General features: G+C 35.1%; 14 protein-coding genes. 12 read left to right on the plus strand and 2 right to left on the minus strand.

The genetic code is table 11. The features are described 5' to 3' along the window. Positions 1 to 110: 110 nt before the first annotated feature. From ACQVV1_RS01555 to ACQVV1_RS01570, 4 genes are all read left to right on the plus strand, one after another. Positions 111 to 362, plus strand: a complete 252-nt coding sequence (locus ACQVV1_RS01555) for a hypothetical protein (protein ID WP_063224861.1) — start codon at positions 111 to 113, stop codon at positions 360 to 362. Between the two features lie 186 nt (positions 363 to 548). After that, positions 549 to 1,274: an ABC transporter ATP-binding protein gene (locus ACQVV1_RS01560; protein ID WP_242253252.1), complete on the plus strand. Its 726-nt coding sequence runs from the start codon at positions 549 to 551 to the stop codon at positions 1,272 to 1,274. Continuing rightward, positions 1,271 to 2,290, plus strand: a complete 1,020-nt coding sequence (locus tag ACQVV1_RS01565) for an ABC transporter permease (RefSeq protein WP_242253254.1) — start codon at positions 1,271 to 1,273, stop codon at positions 2,288 to 2,290. Before ACQVV1_RS01560 ends, ACQVV1_RS01565 begins: the two co-directional genes overlap by 4 nt. Before the next feature lie 24 nt (positions 2,291 to 2,314). Then, a complete protein-coding gene (locus tag ACQVV1_RS01570; RefSeq protein WP_242253255.1) occupies positions 2,315 to 2,968 on the plus strand; it encodes a TetR/AcrR family transcriptional regulator in 654 nt (217 codons plus the stop codon). A gap of 136 nt (positions 2,969 to 3,104) precedes the next feature. Here the strand turns inward: ACQVV1_RS01570 and ACQVV1_RS01575 are convergent, their stop codons facing one another. Further along, positions 3,105 to 3,404 (minus strand): WGxxGxxG family protein, encoded by a 300-nt coding sequence (locus ACQVV1_RS01575; RefSeq protein WP_242253257.1) that lies wholly within the window; start codon positions 3,402 to 3,404, stop codon positions 3,105 to 3,107. A gap of 180 nt (positions 3,405 to 3,584) precedes the next feature. Between ACQVV1_RS01575 and ACQVV1_RS01580 the strand changes: the two genes are divergently transcribed. The 8 genes from ACQVV1_RS01580 to ACQVV1_RS01615 all read left to right on the plus strand — a co-directional run bounded on the left by ACQVV1_RS01580 (position 3,585) and on the right by ACQVV1_RS01615 (position 12,770). Further along, positions 3,585 to 4,553, plus strand: a complete 969-nt coding sequence (locus tag ACQVV1_RS01580) for a YbgA family protein (protein WP_431168497.1) — start codon at positions 3,585 to 3,587, stop codon at positions 4,551 to 4,553. Positions 4,554 to 4,769: 216 nt separating this feature from the next. Continuing rightward, positions 4,770 to 5,915: an acyl-CoA dehydrogenase gene (locus ACQVV1_RS01585; protein WP_016087807.1), complete on the plus strand. Its 1,146-nt coding sequence runs from the start codon at positions 4,770 to 4,772 to the stop codon at positions 5,913 to 5,915. 15 nt (positions 5,916 to 5,930) lie between these two features. Then, positions 5,931 to 7,268 carry an acetyl-CoA carboxylase biotin carboxylase subunit gene (locus ACQVV1_RS01590; protein ID WP_242253261.1) on the plus strand — a complete coding sequence of 446 codons (1,338 nt, stop codon included), beginning with the start codon at positions 5,931 to 5,933 and terminating at the stop codon, positions 7,266 to 7,268. A 26-nt stretch (positions 7,269 to 7,294) separates the two neighbouring features. Beyond that, positions 7,295 to 7,510 carry an acetyl-CoA carboxylase biotin carboxyl carrier protein subunit gene (locus ACQVV1_RS01595; RefSeq protein ID WP_001985297.1) on the plus strand — a complete coding sequence of 72 codons (216 nt, stop codon included), beginning with the start codon at positions 7,295 to 7,297 and terminating at the stop codon, positions 7,508 to 7,510. Positions 7,511 to 7,531: 21 nt separating this feature from the next. Further along, positions 7,532 to 8,443 (plus strand): hydroxymethylglutaryl-CoA lyase, encoded by a 912-nt coding sequence (gene mvaB / locus ACQVV1_RS01600; RefSeq protein ID WP_242253262.1) that lies wholly within the window; start codon positions 7,532 to 7,534, stop codon positions 8,441 to 8,443. A gap of 4 nt (positions 8,444 to 8,447) precedes the next feature. Next, positions 8,448 to 9,236, plus strand: a complete 789-nt coding sequence (locus tag ACQVV1_RS01605; RefSeq protein ID WP_063224868.1) for an enoyl-CoA hydratase — start codon at positions 8,448 to 8,450, stop codon at positions 9,234 to 9,236. A gap of 2 nt (positions 9,237 to 9,238) precedes the next feature. Next, positions 9,239 to 10,780: an acyl-CoA carboxylase subunit beta gene (locus ACQVV1_RS01610; protein ID WP_242253263.1), complete on the plus strand. Its 1,542-nt coding sequence runs from the start codon at positions 9,239 to 9,241 to the stop codon at positions 10,778 to 10,780. Positions 10,781 to 10,829: 49 nt separating this feature from the next. After that, positions 10,830 to 12,770: an AMP-binding protein gene (locus ACQVV1_RS01615; RefSeq protein WP_431168498.1), complete on the plus strand. Its 1,941-nt coding sequence runs from the start codon at positions 10,830 to 10,832 to the stop codon at positions 12,768 to 12,770. Between the two features lie 280 nt (positions 12,771 to 13,050). Here the strand turns inward: ACQVV1_RS01615 and ACQVV1_RS01620 are convergent, their stop codons facing one another. Next, positions 13,051 to 13,341 carry a hypothetical protein gene (locus ACQVV1_RS01620; RefSeq protein ID WP_309260174.1) on the minus strand — a complete coding sequence of 97 codons (291 nt, stop codon included), beginning with the start codon at positions 13,339 to 13,341 and terminating at the stop codon, positions 13,051 to 13,053. Positions 13,342 to 13,717: the final 376 nt, after the last annotated feature.

Below are 13,717 nucleotides of genomic sequence, written 5' to 3' on the forward strand. Positions count from 1 at the left end.
AAATTTGACCTGAAGAGTTTGTTATAGTGTAAATAATCAAAAAAATTAAAAATTAGTCGAGTGAAAAGTGTGATAAGTAATTTATGTAAAAAACTAAAAGGGGTGTACACATGCATAAAGAATATGAAATTGAAGAGTATACGGCGATTGAGGAACAAATACATTATTATTATAAATGTTTATTAGTAAGTCATCCTGATCAAATTATAAAGTATTTAGAAAAAAGGTTAGAAAAATATGCAGAAACATTACAATATGCACATTTATATCCTGATACAGTGATTTTACCTTTACAGCAATTAGTTATCGAATATTCTTTAGATGTTGCTAGAATTAGGAAATATATGAATTTAAAAACGTAAAGTAAAATATATAATTTAAATGAAACAGAGTCGACTTTAAGAAATGATATTCTAATGTCGACTCTGTTTCATTGTCTATTATTGTTTATTAAAAACAAATACTAATCAATTAACTTTGACATATAATTACGCAAGAGTAAAATAAAAGTGAGTACTCACTCATTTTTTGAAAAGGGGGAAGAATACGTGCAACAACCTTCAATTACTTTACGCACTGTATCGAAAAGTTTTGGGAAAAAAGAAGTTTTACACAATCTGTCATTGCGAGTTGAAAAAGCAGAGATATTTGGTTTAGTTGGACCTTCAGGTTCAGGGAAAACGACTCTCATTAAATTGATTGCAGGTATTAATGAGGTAACAGAAGGTGAAGTACTTGTTGGTAATACTAACATGCCTAATTTAAATGAAATGAAAAGAATTGGTTATATGGCTCAGGCTGATGCATTATATGAAGAACTATCAGCATATGAAAATGCAGATTTTATTGCAACGATGTATGGATTAAAGGGAAAGCATAAAAAAGAAAGAATCAAAGAGGTTTTTGACCTTGTACAATTATCGCAACATATGAAAAAGCAAGTACAGCAGTTTTCAGGTGGAATGAAAAAACGTTTATCATTGGCAATGGCACTTCTTCATGAACCTGAAATATTAATTTTAGATGAGCCAACAGTCGGGATAGATCCACTTCTTAGAAAAACAATCTGGGGAAAATTTTATGATCTGAAAAAGAAAGGCACAACTATAATTGTAACGACACACATTATGGACGAAGCTGAATTTTGTGAACGCCTAGGGTTAATTAGAGAAGGAAAGCTAGTTGCGACTGGAACACCTGAAGAATTGAAAAAGCGGGTATCATCAGGAAGGATTGAAGATGTCTTTTTGTTGGAAGAGGTGGCTCTATCATGAGAGTTACTGGTGTTATCATTCGTATTATTCGCCAATTTTTCAGGGATAAGCGTTCATTAGCCATGATGTTTGGAGCACCTATGTTATTACTTTGGTTATTGTCGCTAGTGTTTACACAAAAAGACTATGTACCACATATTGCTGTTGTTGATTTGCCTGCTCCAGTAGTAAAAGTAATGAAAAATCAAGAAGCCTCAATTTATGAATATAGTAAAGAAAAGGCAATGTCTGAGTTGGAAAATCAAAAGGTAGATGCAGTAATTCGTTTAGAAAATGGAAAAATGAATATTGTATTAGAAGGTAGTGATTCGTCAAAAAATCGTGCTGTGCTTCAAATATTACAAAAAAGTACAGAGAAGAACGATGTATCGATTATGAAACCTGAAGTGAATTATTTACATGGCTCTAAAGACTTTACAATGTTTGATGGGCTTGGTCCCGTATTAATCGGTTTCTTTACCTTTTTCTTTGTATTCATTTTATCAGGGGTGTCTTTCGTAAGAGAACGTTTAAGTGGTACTTTAGAAAGGTTATTATCGACTCCGGTAAGAAGATGGGAAATAGTTGTAGGATATATTATTGGTTTTGGGATCTTTGCATTTATACAATCCATTATAATCGTAAGTTTTTCAGTTTATATTTTAGATTTATATGTAGCAGGCTCCATATGGCTAACGTTACTTATTACATGTATGCTTTCTTTAACTGCATTAACTTTAGGGACATTTTTATCGGCATACGCAAATAATGAGTTTCAAATGATCCAGTTTATACCACTTGTTATTGTGCCACAAATTTTCTTTTCTGGGTTGTTTCCAATTGAATCTATGAATAAGTGGCTCCAAATGTTAGGGAAATTATTTCCGCTCACATATGGCGCTGACGCAATGAGACAAGTGATGATTCGAGATCAAGGGTTTACAGAGATTGCATTAGATTTAACTGTATTACTGCTTTTTTCTCTACTATTTGCAATAGGAAATGTATTTGCATTAAAGAAACATCGAAAAATATAATGATGATACAAAGGGGCATTATAGATGAAGAAGGATTGGCTGGAAGAATTAATTGCCACAACAAATACGGATAAACGAAATGAACGTCAAATGCGTATATTAGAAGCGGCTGTTGATAGGTTTGGCGAAAAAGGCTACGCTGCAACTTCAACAAGTGAAATTGCAAAGCGGGCTGGTGTAGCGGAAGGAACAATCTTCCGCTACTATAAAACGAAAAAAGATTTATTGTTAGCAGTCGTCATGCCGACATTAACAAAGTTTGCTGCACCATTTTTTGTACAAGCCTTTGCGAAAGAAATATTTAAATCGGAGTATGAATCGTATGAAGGACTTTTAAGAGTTGTCATTTATAATAGATTTGAATTTGCAAAAAAGCATTTTCCAATGATAAAAATATTAATTCAAGAAGTGCCATTTCAGCCAGAACTGAAAAATGAAATACAACAATTAGTAGAAACAGAGTTACTTTCACATTTTAAAAAGTTAATTGTAAAGTTTCAAGAAAAAGGTGGAATTATTGAAATGCCACCATCTTCTGTAGTACGACTTACTTTATCAGCTGTATTAGGATTACTCTTAACACGATTTTTATTATTGCCTGAAGAAAAATGGGATGATGAAGTGGAAATTGAACATACGATTCAATTTATATTGTTTGGATTAACGCCACGAATTTAATCATAAGTAACAATATGTTGAAGTGTGAATTACATATACTACTTTTATGCAAATAATAAATCGCCTTTAAAAAGGCGATTTATATTCATTATTTATTTTTGATAAATAAGTACTTGTTTACTAAAAATGTTCCAAATTAACGTGTTTCTTTGTCTCTTCTTCTAAGACCTAATAATCCTGCTAGTCCTAATAAACCGAGCCAAGCCCAATTATTATTTTTATCACGATTATCATTTAAATCATTTGTCGTATTTACATTTCGAGTTCTCACATCATTATTAACTCTGTCTAAGTTATTGTCATTAACTCGAGTTGAAATGTCAGTGTTATTAACTCTATTCATATTATTTCCATCGTATTCAGCTTGTGCAGCTGTACCTAAAAACATAATAGATAGTGCTAAAACACTTAAAATAGATGATAATTTCTTCTTCATAACGCTCCCTCCTTTCTTATGTATTAATTTCTCCAGAGCATGTGTGTATTATTCGTTTCACAATGTCTAAACCATCATTATAGAGCGCACATTAATAAAACTACATGAATCAAACTTTGCTTAAAATGTAAAACTGAGTACAATTTATATTATATGGACTATCACTAAGGAGGTAATGAAATGCGACAATTTGCTAAACCTAAAATTGTTGTAAGTAAATGTTTAGAATTTGATGCTTGTCGTTATAATGGAGAGATGATTCCAGATATAACAATTCGAAACTTACAGCCATTTGTTACATTTATACCAGTATGTCCTGAAGTAGAGATTGGTCTAGGCGTCCCTCGTGAAACGATACGAATTGTAGAAGAAAACGGTTTGAATAAACTTGTACAACCGTCGACACGAGAAGACGTTACTGAAAAAATGGAGGAATTTTCAAATGAGTTTTTACAAACGATATCCGATGTGGATGGTTTTATTTTAAAGAATCGTTCACCAAGTTGTGGTACGCGTGATGTGAAAATTTATTCTGGTTTTGAAAAAGCACCAGCAATAGGAAAGGGACCTGGCTTATTTGGCGGAGCAGTAATAAAAAATTTTTCGTATCTTCCAATTGAAGAGGAAGGTAGATTGTCGAATTTTATTATTAGAGAACATTTCTTTACAAGGTTATTTACAATAGCTTATTACAAAATGATTAAACATAATAAAAATATGAAAGACCTTGTATCGTTTCAGTCGGACAATAAATATTTATTTATGGCATATAATCAGGTGAAACAAAAAGAGTTAGGGCGTATTATTGCAAATCAAAAAAATGAAACGATTGAAGTTGTATTTGAAAAGTATGAGAAGACCCTATATGAATTATTTATGCGCACACCCCGCTATACATCGAATGTAAATGTATGTGAGCATATTTTTGGATATTTTAAAACAAAGTTAAAAAAACAGGAAAAAGATCATTTTTTAGGAATGATACATAAATATGCAGAAAAGAAAATACCACTTAGTAGTTTACTTGCAATTTTAAAATCATGGACCCTTCGATTTGATGAAAAGTATTTATTAAGACAAACATATTTCGAACCATACCCTGAAGCTTTAGTAGAAATTTCAGATTCGGGAAAAGGTAGAGATTATTAAACATTAAATTACATAATTCGACAAGAAAACTCCTATGTTGTTGTAGAACAATGTAGGAATTTTTTTGTGCATTAGTACAGAATCTGTTTTAAAATTAAGTTATGACAGAATTATAGCAATTGTCTAACTAATATTTTTGTCTTTTAAGAAGTAATGTTTGTAGTAGAAACTCGCACGCTGTCGAAACTCAATATTCGATAAGGGGTGTGTAGCGGTATGGAATTTACTCTAACTCGCGAAAAACAAATGATTAAAGAAATGGTACGTGACTTTGCTGAAAAGGAAATCGCACCAAAAGCGGTATATTATGACAAAACTGCGGAATTTCCATATGAAACATTTCAAAAAATGGGCGAACTAGGATTATTAGGCATCCCATTCCCTGAAGAGTATGGGGGTTCAGGTGGCGATACTGTATCGTACGCGTTAGCAGTTGAAGAAATTGGTCGTGCTTGTGGTGGGACAGGATTAAGTTATGCTGCAACAATTTCATTAGGTGCTTCTCCAATTTATTATTTCGGTACAGAAGAACAAAAGCAGAAATATTTAGTTCCAATGGCGTCAGGTAAAACATTAGGTGCTTTCGGATTAACTGAACCTAACGCTGGATCTGATGCAGGTGGTACACAAACGAAAGCTGTATTAGATGGAGACGAGTATGTTATTAGTGGTGAAAAGTGTTGGATTACAAATGCAGAGTATGCAAATACAATTATTGTAACCGCTGTCAACGGTGTTGAAGACAATGGTAGAAAACGCATTTCGGCATTTATCGTACCAACTACAAGTGAAGGATTAACAATCTCAAGCCCTTACGATAAGATGGGTGTTCGTGCTTCTAATACATGTGAAATCGTACTTGATAGTGTACGTGTACCGAAAGAAAATATACTTGGTGATGTAAATAAAGGATTTAAACAATTCTTATATACACTTGATGGAGGACGTATTTCAATCGCAGCATTAGCAGTAGGTATTGCGCAATCTGCATTTGAACGTGCACTGCAATATGCGAAAGAGCGTCAACAATTTGGAAAATCCATTTCTAATTTCCAAGCGATTCAATTTAAATTAGCTGATATGGCTACTGAAGTAGAGTTAGCGCGCAATTTAGTACATAAAGCAGCTTGGTTAAAAGATAACGATAAACCTTTCGGTAAAGAAGCGGCTATGGCAAAACTTTTCGCATCTGAAGCAGCAAGCCGTATTGCAAATCAAGCAGTACAAATTCACGGTGGATACGGCTATATGCGTGAATATGAAGTGGAACGACATATTCGTGATGCAAAACTATTAGAAATTGGTGAAGGAACTTCTGAAATTCAACGTCTCGTAATTGCAAGACATTTAGGATGTAGATAAAAAGGAGGAATCACTATGTTTCAAAAAATATTAATTGCAAATCGCGGAGAAATCGCAGTTCGTATTATGAAAACTTGTCAAAAACTTGGTATTCGCACAGTTGCTATTTATTCTGAAGCAGATGAAAATGCACTCCATGTAAAGATGGCAAATGAAGCTTACTTAGTAGGTGGGCCACGTGTCCAAGAAAGTTATTTAAACCTTGAAAAAATTATTGAAATCGCTAAGAAGACAAACACTGAAGCAATTCATCCGGGATATGGATTATTATCAGAGAATCCGTCTTTCCCGGTTCGTTGTAAAGAAGAAGGAATCATATTTATCGGGCCATCAGAAGAAATTATTATGAAGATGGGAAGTAAAATCGAATCACGTATTGCAATGCAAGCTGCAGATGTCCCAGTTGTTCCAGGTATTACTACAAATATTGAAACTGCTGAAGAAGCAATTGAAATTGCGAAACAAATTGGTTATCCATTAATGTTGAAGGCATCCGCAGGCGGCGGAGGCATTGGAATGCAGTTGATGGAAACTGAGCAAACGCTCACCAAAGCATTCGAAAGTAATAAAACAAGAGCGCAAAACTTCTTTGGTAATGGAGAAATGTATTTAGAACGCTATATAGCTGATGCACATCATATTGAAATTCAGCTTTTAGCAGATACACATGGTAACACAGTGTATTTATGGGAGCGTGAATGTTCAGTACAACGCCGAAATCAGAAAGTAATTGAAGAAGCCCCTTCACCATTTTTAGATGAGGGTACGCGAAAAGCGATGGGTGAAGTTGCTGTACAAGCTGCCAAAGCACTAGGATATACAAATGCAGGTACAGTTGAGTTTCTTGTAGATGATCAGAAGAACTTCTATTTCTTAGAGATGAATACGAGATTACAAGTAGAGCATCCCGTTACAGAAGAAATTACTGGATTAGACCTTGTAGAACAACAACTCCTTATCGCAAGTGGCGAGAAACTATCGTTTACACAGGATGATATAAAGCGCAGTGGTCATGCCATTGAGGCTCGTATTTATGCTGAAGATCCGAAAACTTTTTTCCCATCACCTGGGAAAATTACAGATTTAACGTTACCGACAAACGTACGTATCGATCACTTTTTAGAGAATCATGTAACAATTACACCTTTCTATGATCCAATGATTGCAAAAGTTATTGCTCATGGTGAAACGCGTGAAGAAGCAATTTCGAAATTACATGATGCTTTAGAAGAATTAAAAGTAGAAGGTATTAAAACAAACACGCCAATGCTGCTTCAAGTATTGGAAGACGATGTGTTCAAAAGTGGTATTTATACAACGGGTTTTGTAACGAAACAACTTGTTAAAAAATAAGATTTATGAATATTAAGGGGGAAAAAATGATGACGAAAGTATATGCATCGATGGCAGGAAATGTTTGGAAGATAGTTGTAGGAGTAGGAGATACAGTAGAGGAAGAGCAGGATGTCGTCATTTTGGAATCTATGAAAATGGAAATTCCAATCGTTTCAGAAGAAGCTGGCACAGTTATGAAAATTAATGTGCAAGAAGGCGATTTTGTAAATGAAGGAGATGTATTGCTAGAAATTGAATAGGGAGATATAGGGGGAAGCGAATTGAAACTACCTAATTTTGCTGTCATTAAAGAAGTCGGGCCACGTGATGGCTTACAGAATGAAAAAAAGATTGTTGGCACAAAAGATAAAGTAAAATGGATTCAACTACTTACAGAAGCGGGATTATCGTATGTTGAAGTTTCCTCATTCGTTCACCCTAAATGGGTTCCGGCATTAGCAGATGCAAATGATGTGTTTTCTGAGCTGAAAAGGGATCCAAATGTTACATATGCAGCGCTTGTTCCAAATCAAAATGGTTTGGAACGAGCTTTTTTGCAAAATGTAGATGAGGTGAATGTTTTTTTATCAGCAAGTGAATCTCATAATAAAAGTAATATTAATAAATCAATTAAAGAAGCATTAGTTGTAATTGAAGATATAACAAAACAGGCATTATTCGAAGGGAAAAAGGTAAGAGGCTATGTTTCTACTGTATTTGGATGTCCTTATGAAGGAGATATAAGTACCGCAGCAGTTGACGAATTATGTGATCAACTATTTTCATACGGCATTTATGAAGTATCTCTTGGTGACACAATTGGTGTAGCGAATCCGCTACAAGTAGAGCGAGTATTAGAACATTTATTAAAGAAATACGATGCTTCGCAGTTTGCAATGCACTTCCATAATACGTACGGAATGGCTCTTGCGAATGTAGTTAAGTCATTAGAATATGGTATTACAACATTTGATAGTTCTTGTGGTGGCCTTGGGGGCTGTCCATATGCACCAGGAGCATCAGGTAATGTTGCAACTGATGACTTAGTTCATATGCTTCATAAGTTAGGTGTCCAAACGAATATTGATGAAGAGAAGTTATGGAGAGCTAGTCAATTTATTCAAAGTAAATTAAATATCCAATTACCGAGTCATGTGTATAGAGCGCTTCAACATAAAACGATAAGTAGGTGAGAAGATGCTACAATTACAAAACATTTCAGTTAATTATGTAACACCTCACGTTGTAAAGATTTCATTGTATCGTGAAAGACAAGCAAATTCATTATCTTTAGCGTTATTAGAAGAGTTACAAAACATATTAACTCAAATAAGTGAAGAGTCAAATACTCGTGTAGTTATTCTAACAGGTGCTGGTGAAAAAGCGTTTTGTGCTGGTGCTGATTTAAAAGAACGCGCCGGTATGAATGAAGAACAAGTTCGTCATGCTGTTAGTATGATTCGCACTACTATGGAGATGGTTGAACAATTACCACAGCCAGTTATTGCTGCTATAAATGGCATCGCACTAGGTGGTGGTACGGAATTAAGTTTAGCTTGTGATTTTAGAATTGCGGCTGAATCTGCAAGTCTTGGTCTTACTGAAACTACACTTGCAATTATACCAGGAGCAGGTGGTACACAGCGTTTACCAAGATTAATTGGTGTTGGGAGAGCGAAAGAATTAATTTATACAGGAAGACGTATTTCGGCGCAAGAAGCAAAGGAATATGGTTTAGTAGAATTTGTTGCACCAGCTCATTTACTTGAAGAGAAAGCGATTGAAATAGCAGAGAAAATTGCTAGTAATGGTCCTATTGCTGTTCGATTAGCAAAAGAAGCAATTTCAAACGGTATTCAAGTTGATTTACATACCGGATTACAAATGGAAAAACAAGCGTATGAAGGTGTAATCCATACGAAAGATAGATTAGAAGGATTACAAGCATTCAAGGAAAAACGCACACCAATGTATAAGGGGGAGTAAATATGTTAGACCAAAAACAACAATCGAATACATTTGAAGAACGAGTTGAAATGATTAAACAAGGCGGCGCACCAAAATATCATGAACAAAACAAAGCGAAAGGTAAACTATTCGTTCGAGATCGCTTAGCTCTTTTATTTGATAATGGTGAATATGTAGAAGATGCATTATTTGCAAATTGTGAACAAACAGGATTACCTGCTGATGGTGTTATAACGGCAACGGGTAAAATACATGGTCGTACTGCATGCGTTATGGCAAATGATTCGACTGTAAAAGCAGGATCATGGGGCGCACGTACAGTTGAAAAGATTTTGCGTATTCAAGAAACAGCAGAAAAATTGCGCGTACCATTATTTTATTTAGTTGACTCTGCTGGCGCACGTATTACTGATCAAGTTGAAATGTTCCCAGGACGCCGCGGTGCAGGAAGAATCTTCTATAATCAAGTGAAATTATCAGGTAAAGTTCCTCAAGTATGCTTGTTATTTGGACCTTCTGCAGCTGGTGGTGCGTATATTCCAGCCTTTTGTGACGTTGTAATGATGGTTGAGGGAAATGCATCCATGTATTTAGGATCTCCTCGTATGGCTGAGATGGTTATCGGTGAGAAGGTAACTTTAGAAGAGATGGGCGGAGCTCGTATGCACTGCTCTGTATCAGGATGCGGAGATGTTTTATGTAAAACAGAAGAAGATGCAATTACGCAAGCAAGACAATACATTTCATATTTTCCAAACAACTACTTAGAAAAGACTCCATTGGTTACACCTCAAGAACCGAAACAATTCGATAAAACGTTAGAACAAATCATTCCAGAAAATCAAAATGCTCCTTTCAATATGAAAGATCTCATTAATAGAGTTATTGATGAAGGCTCTTTCTATGAAGTGAAAAAATTATTTGCTCAAGAACTAATTACAGGTTTAGCACGTATTGATGGTAAGCCAGTTGGTATTATTGCAAATCAACCGCGAATGAAAGGCGGCGTATTATTCCACGATTCAGCTGATAAAGCCGCGAAGTTTATTAATTTATGCGATGCATATCATATTCCATTATTATTCCTTGCAGATGTACCTGGATTTATGATTGGTACAAAAGTAGAGCGTGCTGGTATTATTCGCCACGGTGCAAAAATGATTTCTGCAATGAGTGAAGCAACTGTACCAAAAATTTCTATCGTTGTTCGTAAAGCATATGGCGCTGGTTTATATGCGATGGCAGGTCCAGCCTTTGAACCAGATTGCTGCCTAGCATTACCGACAGCTTCTATTGCGGTAATGGGTCCAGAAGCCGCGGTTAATGCTGTATATGCAAATAAGATTGCAGCTTTACCAGAAGAAGAGCGTGATAGCTTCATTGCTGAAAAACGTGAAGAGTATAAGAAAGATATTGATATTTACCATTTAGCATCAGAGATGGTCATTGATGGTATTGTTCATCCAAACAATTTAAGAGAAGAGTTAAAAGGACGATTCGAAATGTATATGAGTAAATATCAAGTATTTACGGATCGTAAACATCCTGTTTATCCAGTTTAGAAGCCCTATTTAGGGCTTTCTTGCTCAAAAAGTCAAGGAGGGGAAAACATTGAAACAAGCAGTTTGGTTTCCAACAGAAGAGTATAAAGAAAAAACGCGTTTATATGGTTGGATGAAATCATTGAGTTATGAAGATTATGAAACGTTTTATAATAAGTCAATCGAAGAAACAGCTTGGTTTTGGGGAGAAGCTGAGAAAGCGGTTGGCTATCAATGGATGAAACCTTATACAGAAGTGCTAGATTTAGAAAATGGTACGCCGTTTGCACAGTGGTATAATGGCGGAACATGTAACGTTGTAGAATCAGTTTTATCACGCTGGCTTGCAGATGATGAAACAAGAACGCAACCAGCGCTTCAATATGAAGGGGAAAATGGAACTTCAAAATCATTTACATATGAAGAACTTGATAGCTGGGTAAGTCGCGTTGCAAACGGATTGAAACATGCGGGTATTGAAAAAGGTGACCGTGTAACAATTTATATGCCGATGATTCCAGAAACAGTTGTTGCGATGCTAGCTGTTATGAAAATCGGAGCAATTATTTCACCAATATTCTCAGGATTTGCGTCAGATGCAGTCATGACACGTGTGCAAGCGGCAGGGGCTAAAATGATTATTACTGCCGATGGTTTTTCACGCCGAGGTAAGATCGTTTCATTAAAAGCTGAAGTAGATAAAGCTTGTGAGCATTGTCCAACTGTTGAAAAAGTTGTTATCGTGCGTCATGCAGGAAATGAATTTACACCGCATAATTATGATTTCTCATGGAGTACGTTAGAAAAAGAAAAGCCATTTGTACATGCTGAAGAGATGAAGAGTGATGATCCGTTAATGCTCATTTATACATCAGGTACAACTGGGAAACCAAAAGGAACAGTACATACACATGCTGGTTTCCCTTTGAAAGCTGCATTTGATGCAGGATTTGGAATGAATATCAAACAAGGTGACCGCGTATTATGGGTAACGGATATGGGATGGATGATGGGACCATTTCTACTATTCGGCTCTCTCATTAATGGAGCAACGATGGTTATGTATGAAGGTGTTCCAGACTTCCCAGAAGCAGATCGTTTATGGGAGACGGTTGATAAATATGAAATTACACATCTCGGTATATCACCAACATTAATTCGTGCGTTAATGGCAAAAGGTGATGAGTATGTAAATAAACATTCATTAAAGAGTTTAGAAGTATTCGCATCAACAGGTGAACCTTGGAATCCAGACCCTTGGATGTGGCTATTTGAAACAGTTGGAAAAAGTAATGTACCAATTTGTAACTATTCAGGCGGTACTGAAATTTCTGGTGGAATTTTCGGAAACGTCCTTATTAAACCAATTGCACCGATTAGTTTTAACTCTTCTTTACCAGGAATGGCAGCGGTTGTGCTCGATGATCAAGGTAATCCAATTCGTGATGAAGTTGGAGAATTATGTTTAGAGAAACCTTGGGTTGGTATGACGAAAAGCTTCTGGGAAGACGATGAGCGTTATGTGAACACATATTGGTCACGTTTTGAAAATAAATGGGTTCATGGTGACTGGGTGATTTATGATGGTGAGCAATATATTATTACAGGACGCTCAGATGATACGCTAAACATTGCCGGAAAGCGTATTGGACCCGCTGAATATGAATCTATTCTTGTGAAGCATAATGATGTCATAGAAGCTGCCGCGATTGGTGTACCTGATGATGTAAAAGGTGAAGTTTGTCATTGTTTTGTAGTATTAAGGGACAATGTAACATTTACAGGAGAGTTAAAGAAAGAATTAATGAGTTTAGTAAACTCTCATATTGGAAAAGCATTATGTCCAAAAGATATTCACGTTGTAGAAGATTTACCAAAAACAAGGAATTCTAAAGTAATGCGACGCGTCATTAAAGCTGCTTACTTAGGAAAAGAATTAGGTGATTTATCATCACTTGTAAATCCTGAAGTAGTTCCGTTTATTCAAGGGTTGCAGTCTAGTAAATTATAAAATTAAAAAGGAGCTCTATTTAAATAGAGCTCCTTTTTAATGTTTATAAATAAAGAAGAGAGAAGAAGTAAATTTGAAGTAGAAAAATTCTACTATTAGTGTTAAGTATGTTTGTTTTATAGTTTTTATCAAAATACGCTACTGTGGCATGCCCCTTCAATGGAGAGAAACTAATTTACAATAACAAAGTGATGACATAGAGTGACCGCTTATATGTCTGTTTAAATTTTTACATGTTAATATACAAAAAGCTGACTATATTCAGTCAGCTTTTTATATATTACATTCTAGTATTTATCGGTTCCAAAAGACATTTTCTTTCCTCTAAGTTGACATTCAAAATGTTACCAATTATTTCTTTTACAATGACAACAAATAAAGAAACATTTACAACGACACTTATTTCGTTTAGAATTCCAATCATCATCACAATGATGCTTTTCTTTAGAACTCCACCAATCATCATCACAATGATGCTTTTCTTTAGATTTCCACCAATCATCACAACAATGCTTTTTCTTAGAACTCCAGCAATCATTTTTCCAGGACATTCTTTTATACCTCCCTCCAATAGGATTCATATTATTCTATGTTTTAATAAAAAAGTGGCTTGTTTATTAACCTATTATTTTACCTTTATATGATAGAGTGCTTTCTACTAGATATTAAATTCATTCAAACTATGCTAATTTTCAAGAGATAGTGGTGAGAACTACTAGTTAAGATATTGATCAATAAACACTTGTTGAAGAAAACGTACTGATTATAAATAATATCTTATTTTGGAGTATGCTTTACTGAATGTATACTTCACAATTGGAAAGGAAAAACATACTATATTACTGCAAACACAGTCTAAGTATATGTGAAGTGATAAGAAAATCTAGTGCCTCTTTAAGGGGTGGCTTATAAAAAAATTGTTTGAGAAAGTGGTGTCTAACCATTAA

It is taken from the genome of Bacillus basilensis, assembly GCF_050630465.1.
Lineage (GTDB): Bacteria > Bacillota > Bacilli > Bacillales > Bacillaceae_G > Bacillus_A > Bacillus_A basilensis.

Excerpts from the sequence above, each read along its gene's own strand:
- ACQVV1_RS01555 (WP_063224861.1), top strand. The coding sequence starts at position 111 with ATGCATAAAGAATATGAAATTGAAGAGTATACGGCGATTGAGGAACAA.
- ACQVV1_RS01565 (WP_242253254.1), top strand. The coding sequence starts at position 1,271 with ATGAGAGTTACTGGTGTTATCATTCGTATTATTCGCCAATTTTTCAGG.
- ACQVV1_RS01570 (WP_242253255.1), top strand. The coding sequence starts at position 2,315 with ATGAAGAAGGATTGGCTGGAAGAATTAATTGCCACAACAAATACGGAT.
- ACQVV1_RS01575 (WP_242253257.1), bottom strand. The coding sequence starts at position 3,404 with ATGAAGAAGAAATTATCATCTATTTTAAGTGTTTTAGCACTATCTATT.
- ACQVV1_RS01580 (WP_431168497.1), top strand. The coding sequence starts at position 3,585 with ATGCGACAATTTGCTAAACCTAAAATTGTTGTAAGTAAATGTTTAGAA.
- ACQVV1_RS01585 (WP_016087807.1), top strand. The coding sequence starts at position 4,770 with ATGGAATTTACTCTAACTCGCGAAAAACAAATGATTAAAGAAATGGTA.
- ACQVV1_RS01590 (WP_242253261.1), top strand. The coding sequence starts at position 5,931 with ATGTTTCAAAAAATATTAATTGCAAATCGCGGAGAAATCGCAGTTCGT.
- ACQVV1_RS01595 (WP_001985297.1), top strand. The coding sequence starts at position 7,295 with ATGATGACGAAAGTATATGCATCGATGGCAGGAAATGTTTGGAAGATA.
- ACQVV1_RS01605 (WP_063224868.1), top strand. The coding sequence starts at position 8,448 with ATGCTACAATTACAAAACATTTCAGTTAATTATGTAACACCTCACGTT.
- ACQVV1_RS01610 (WP_242253263.1), top strand. The coding sequence starts at position 9,239 with ATGTTAGACCAAAAACAACAATCGAATACATTTGAAGAACGAGTTGAA.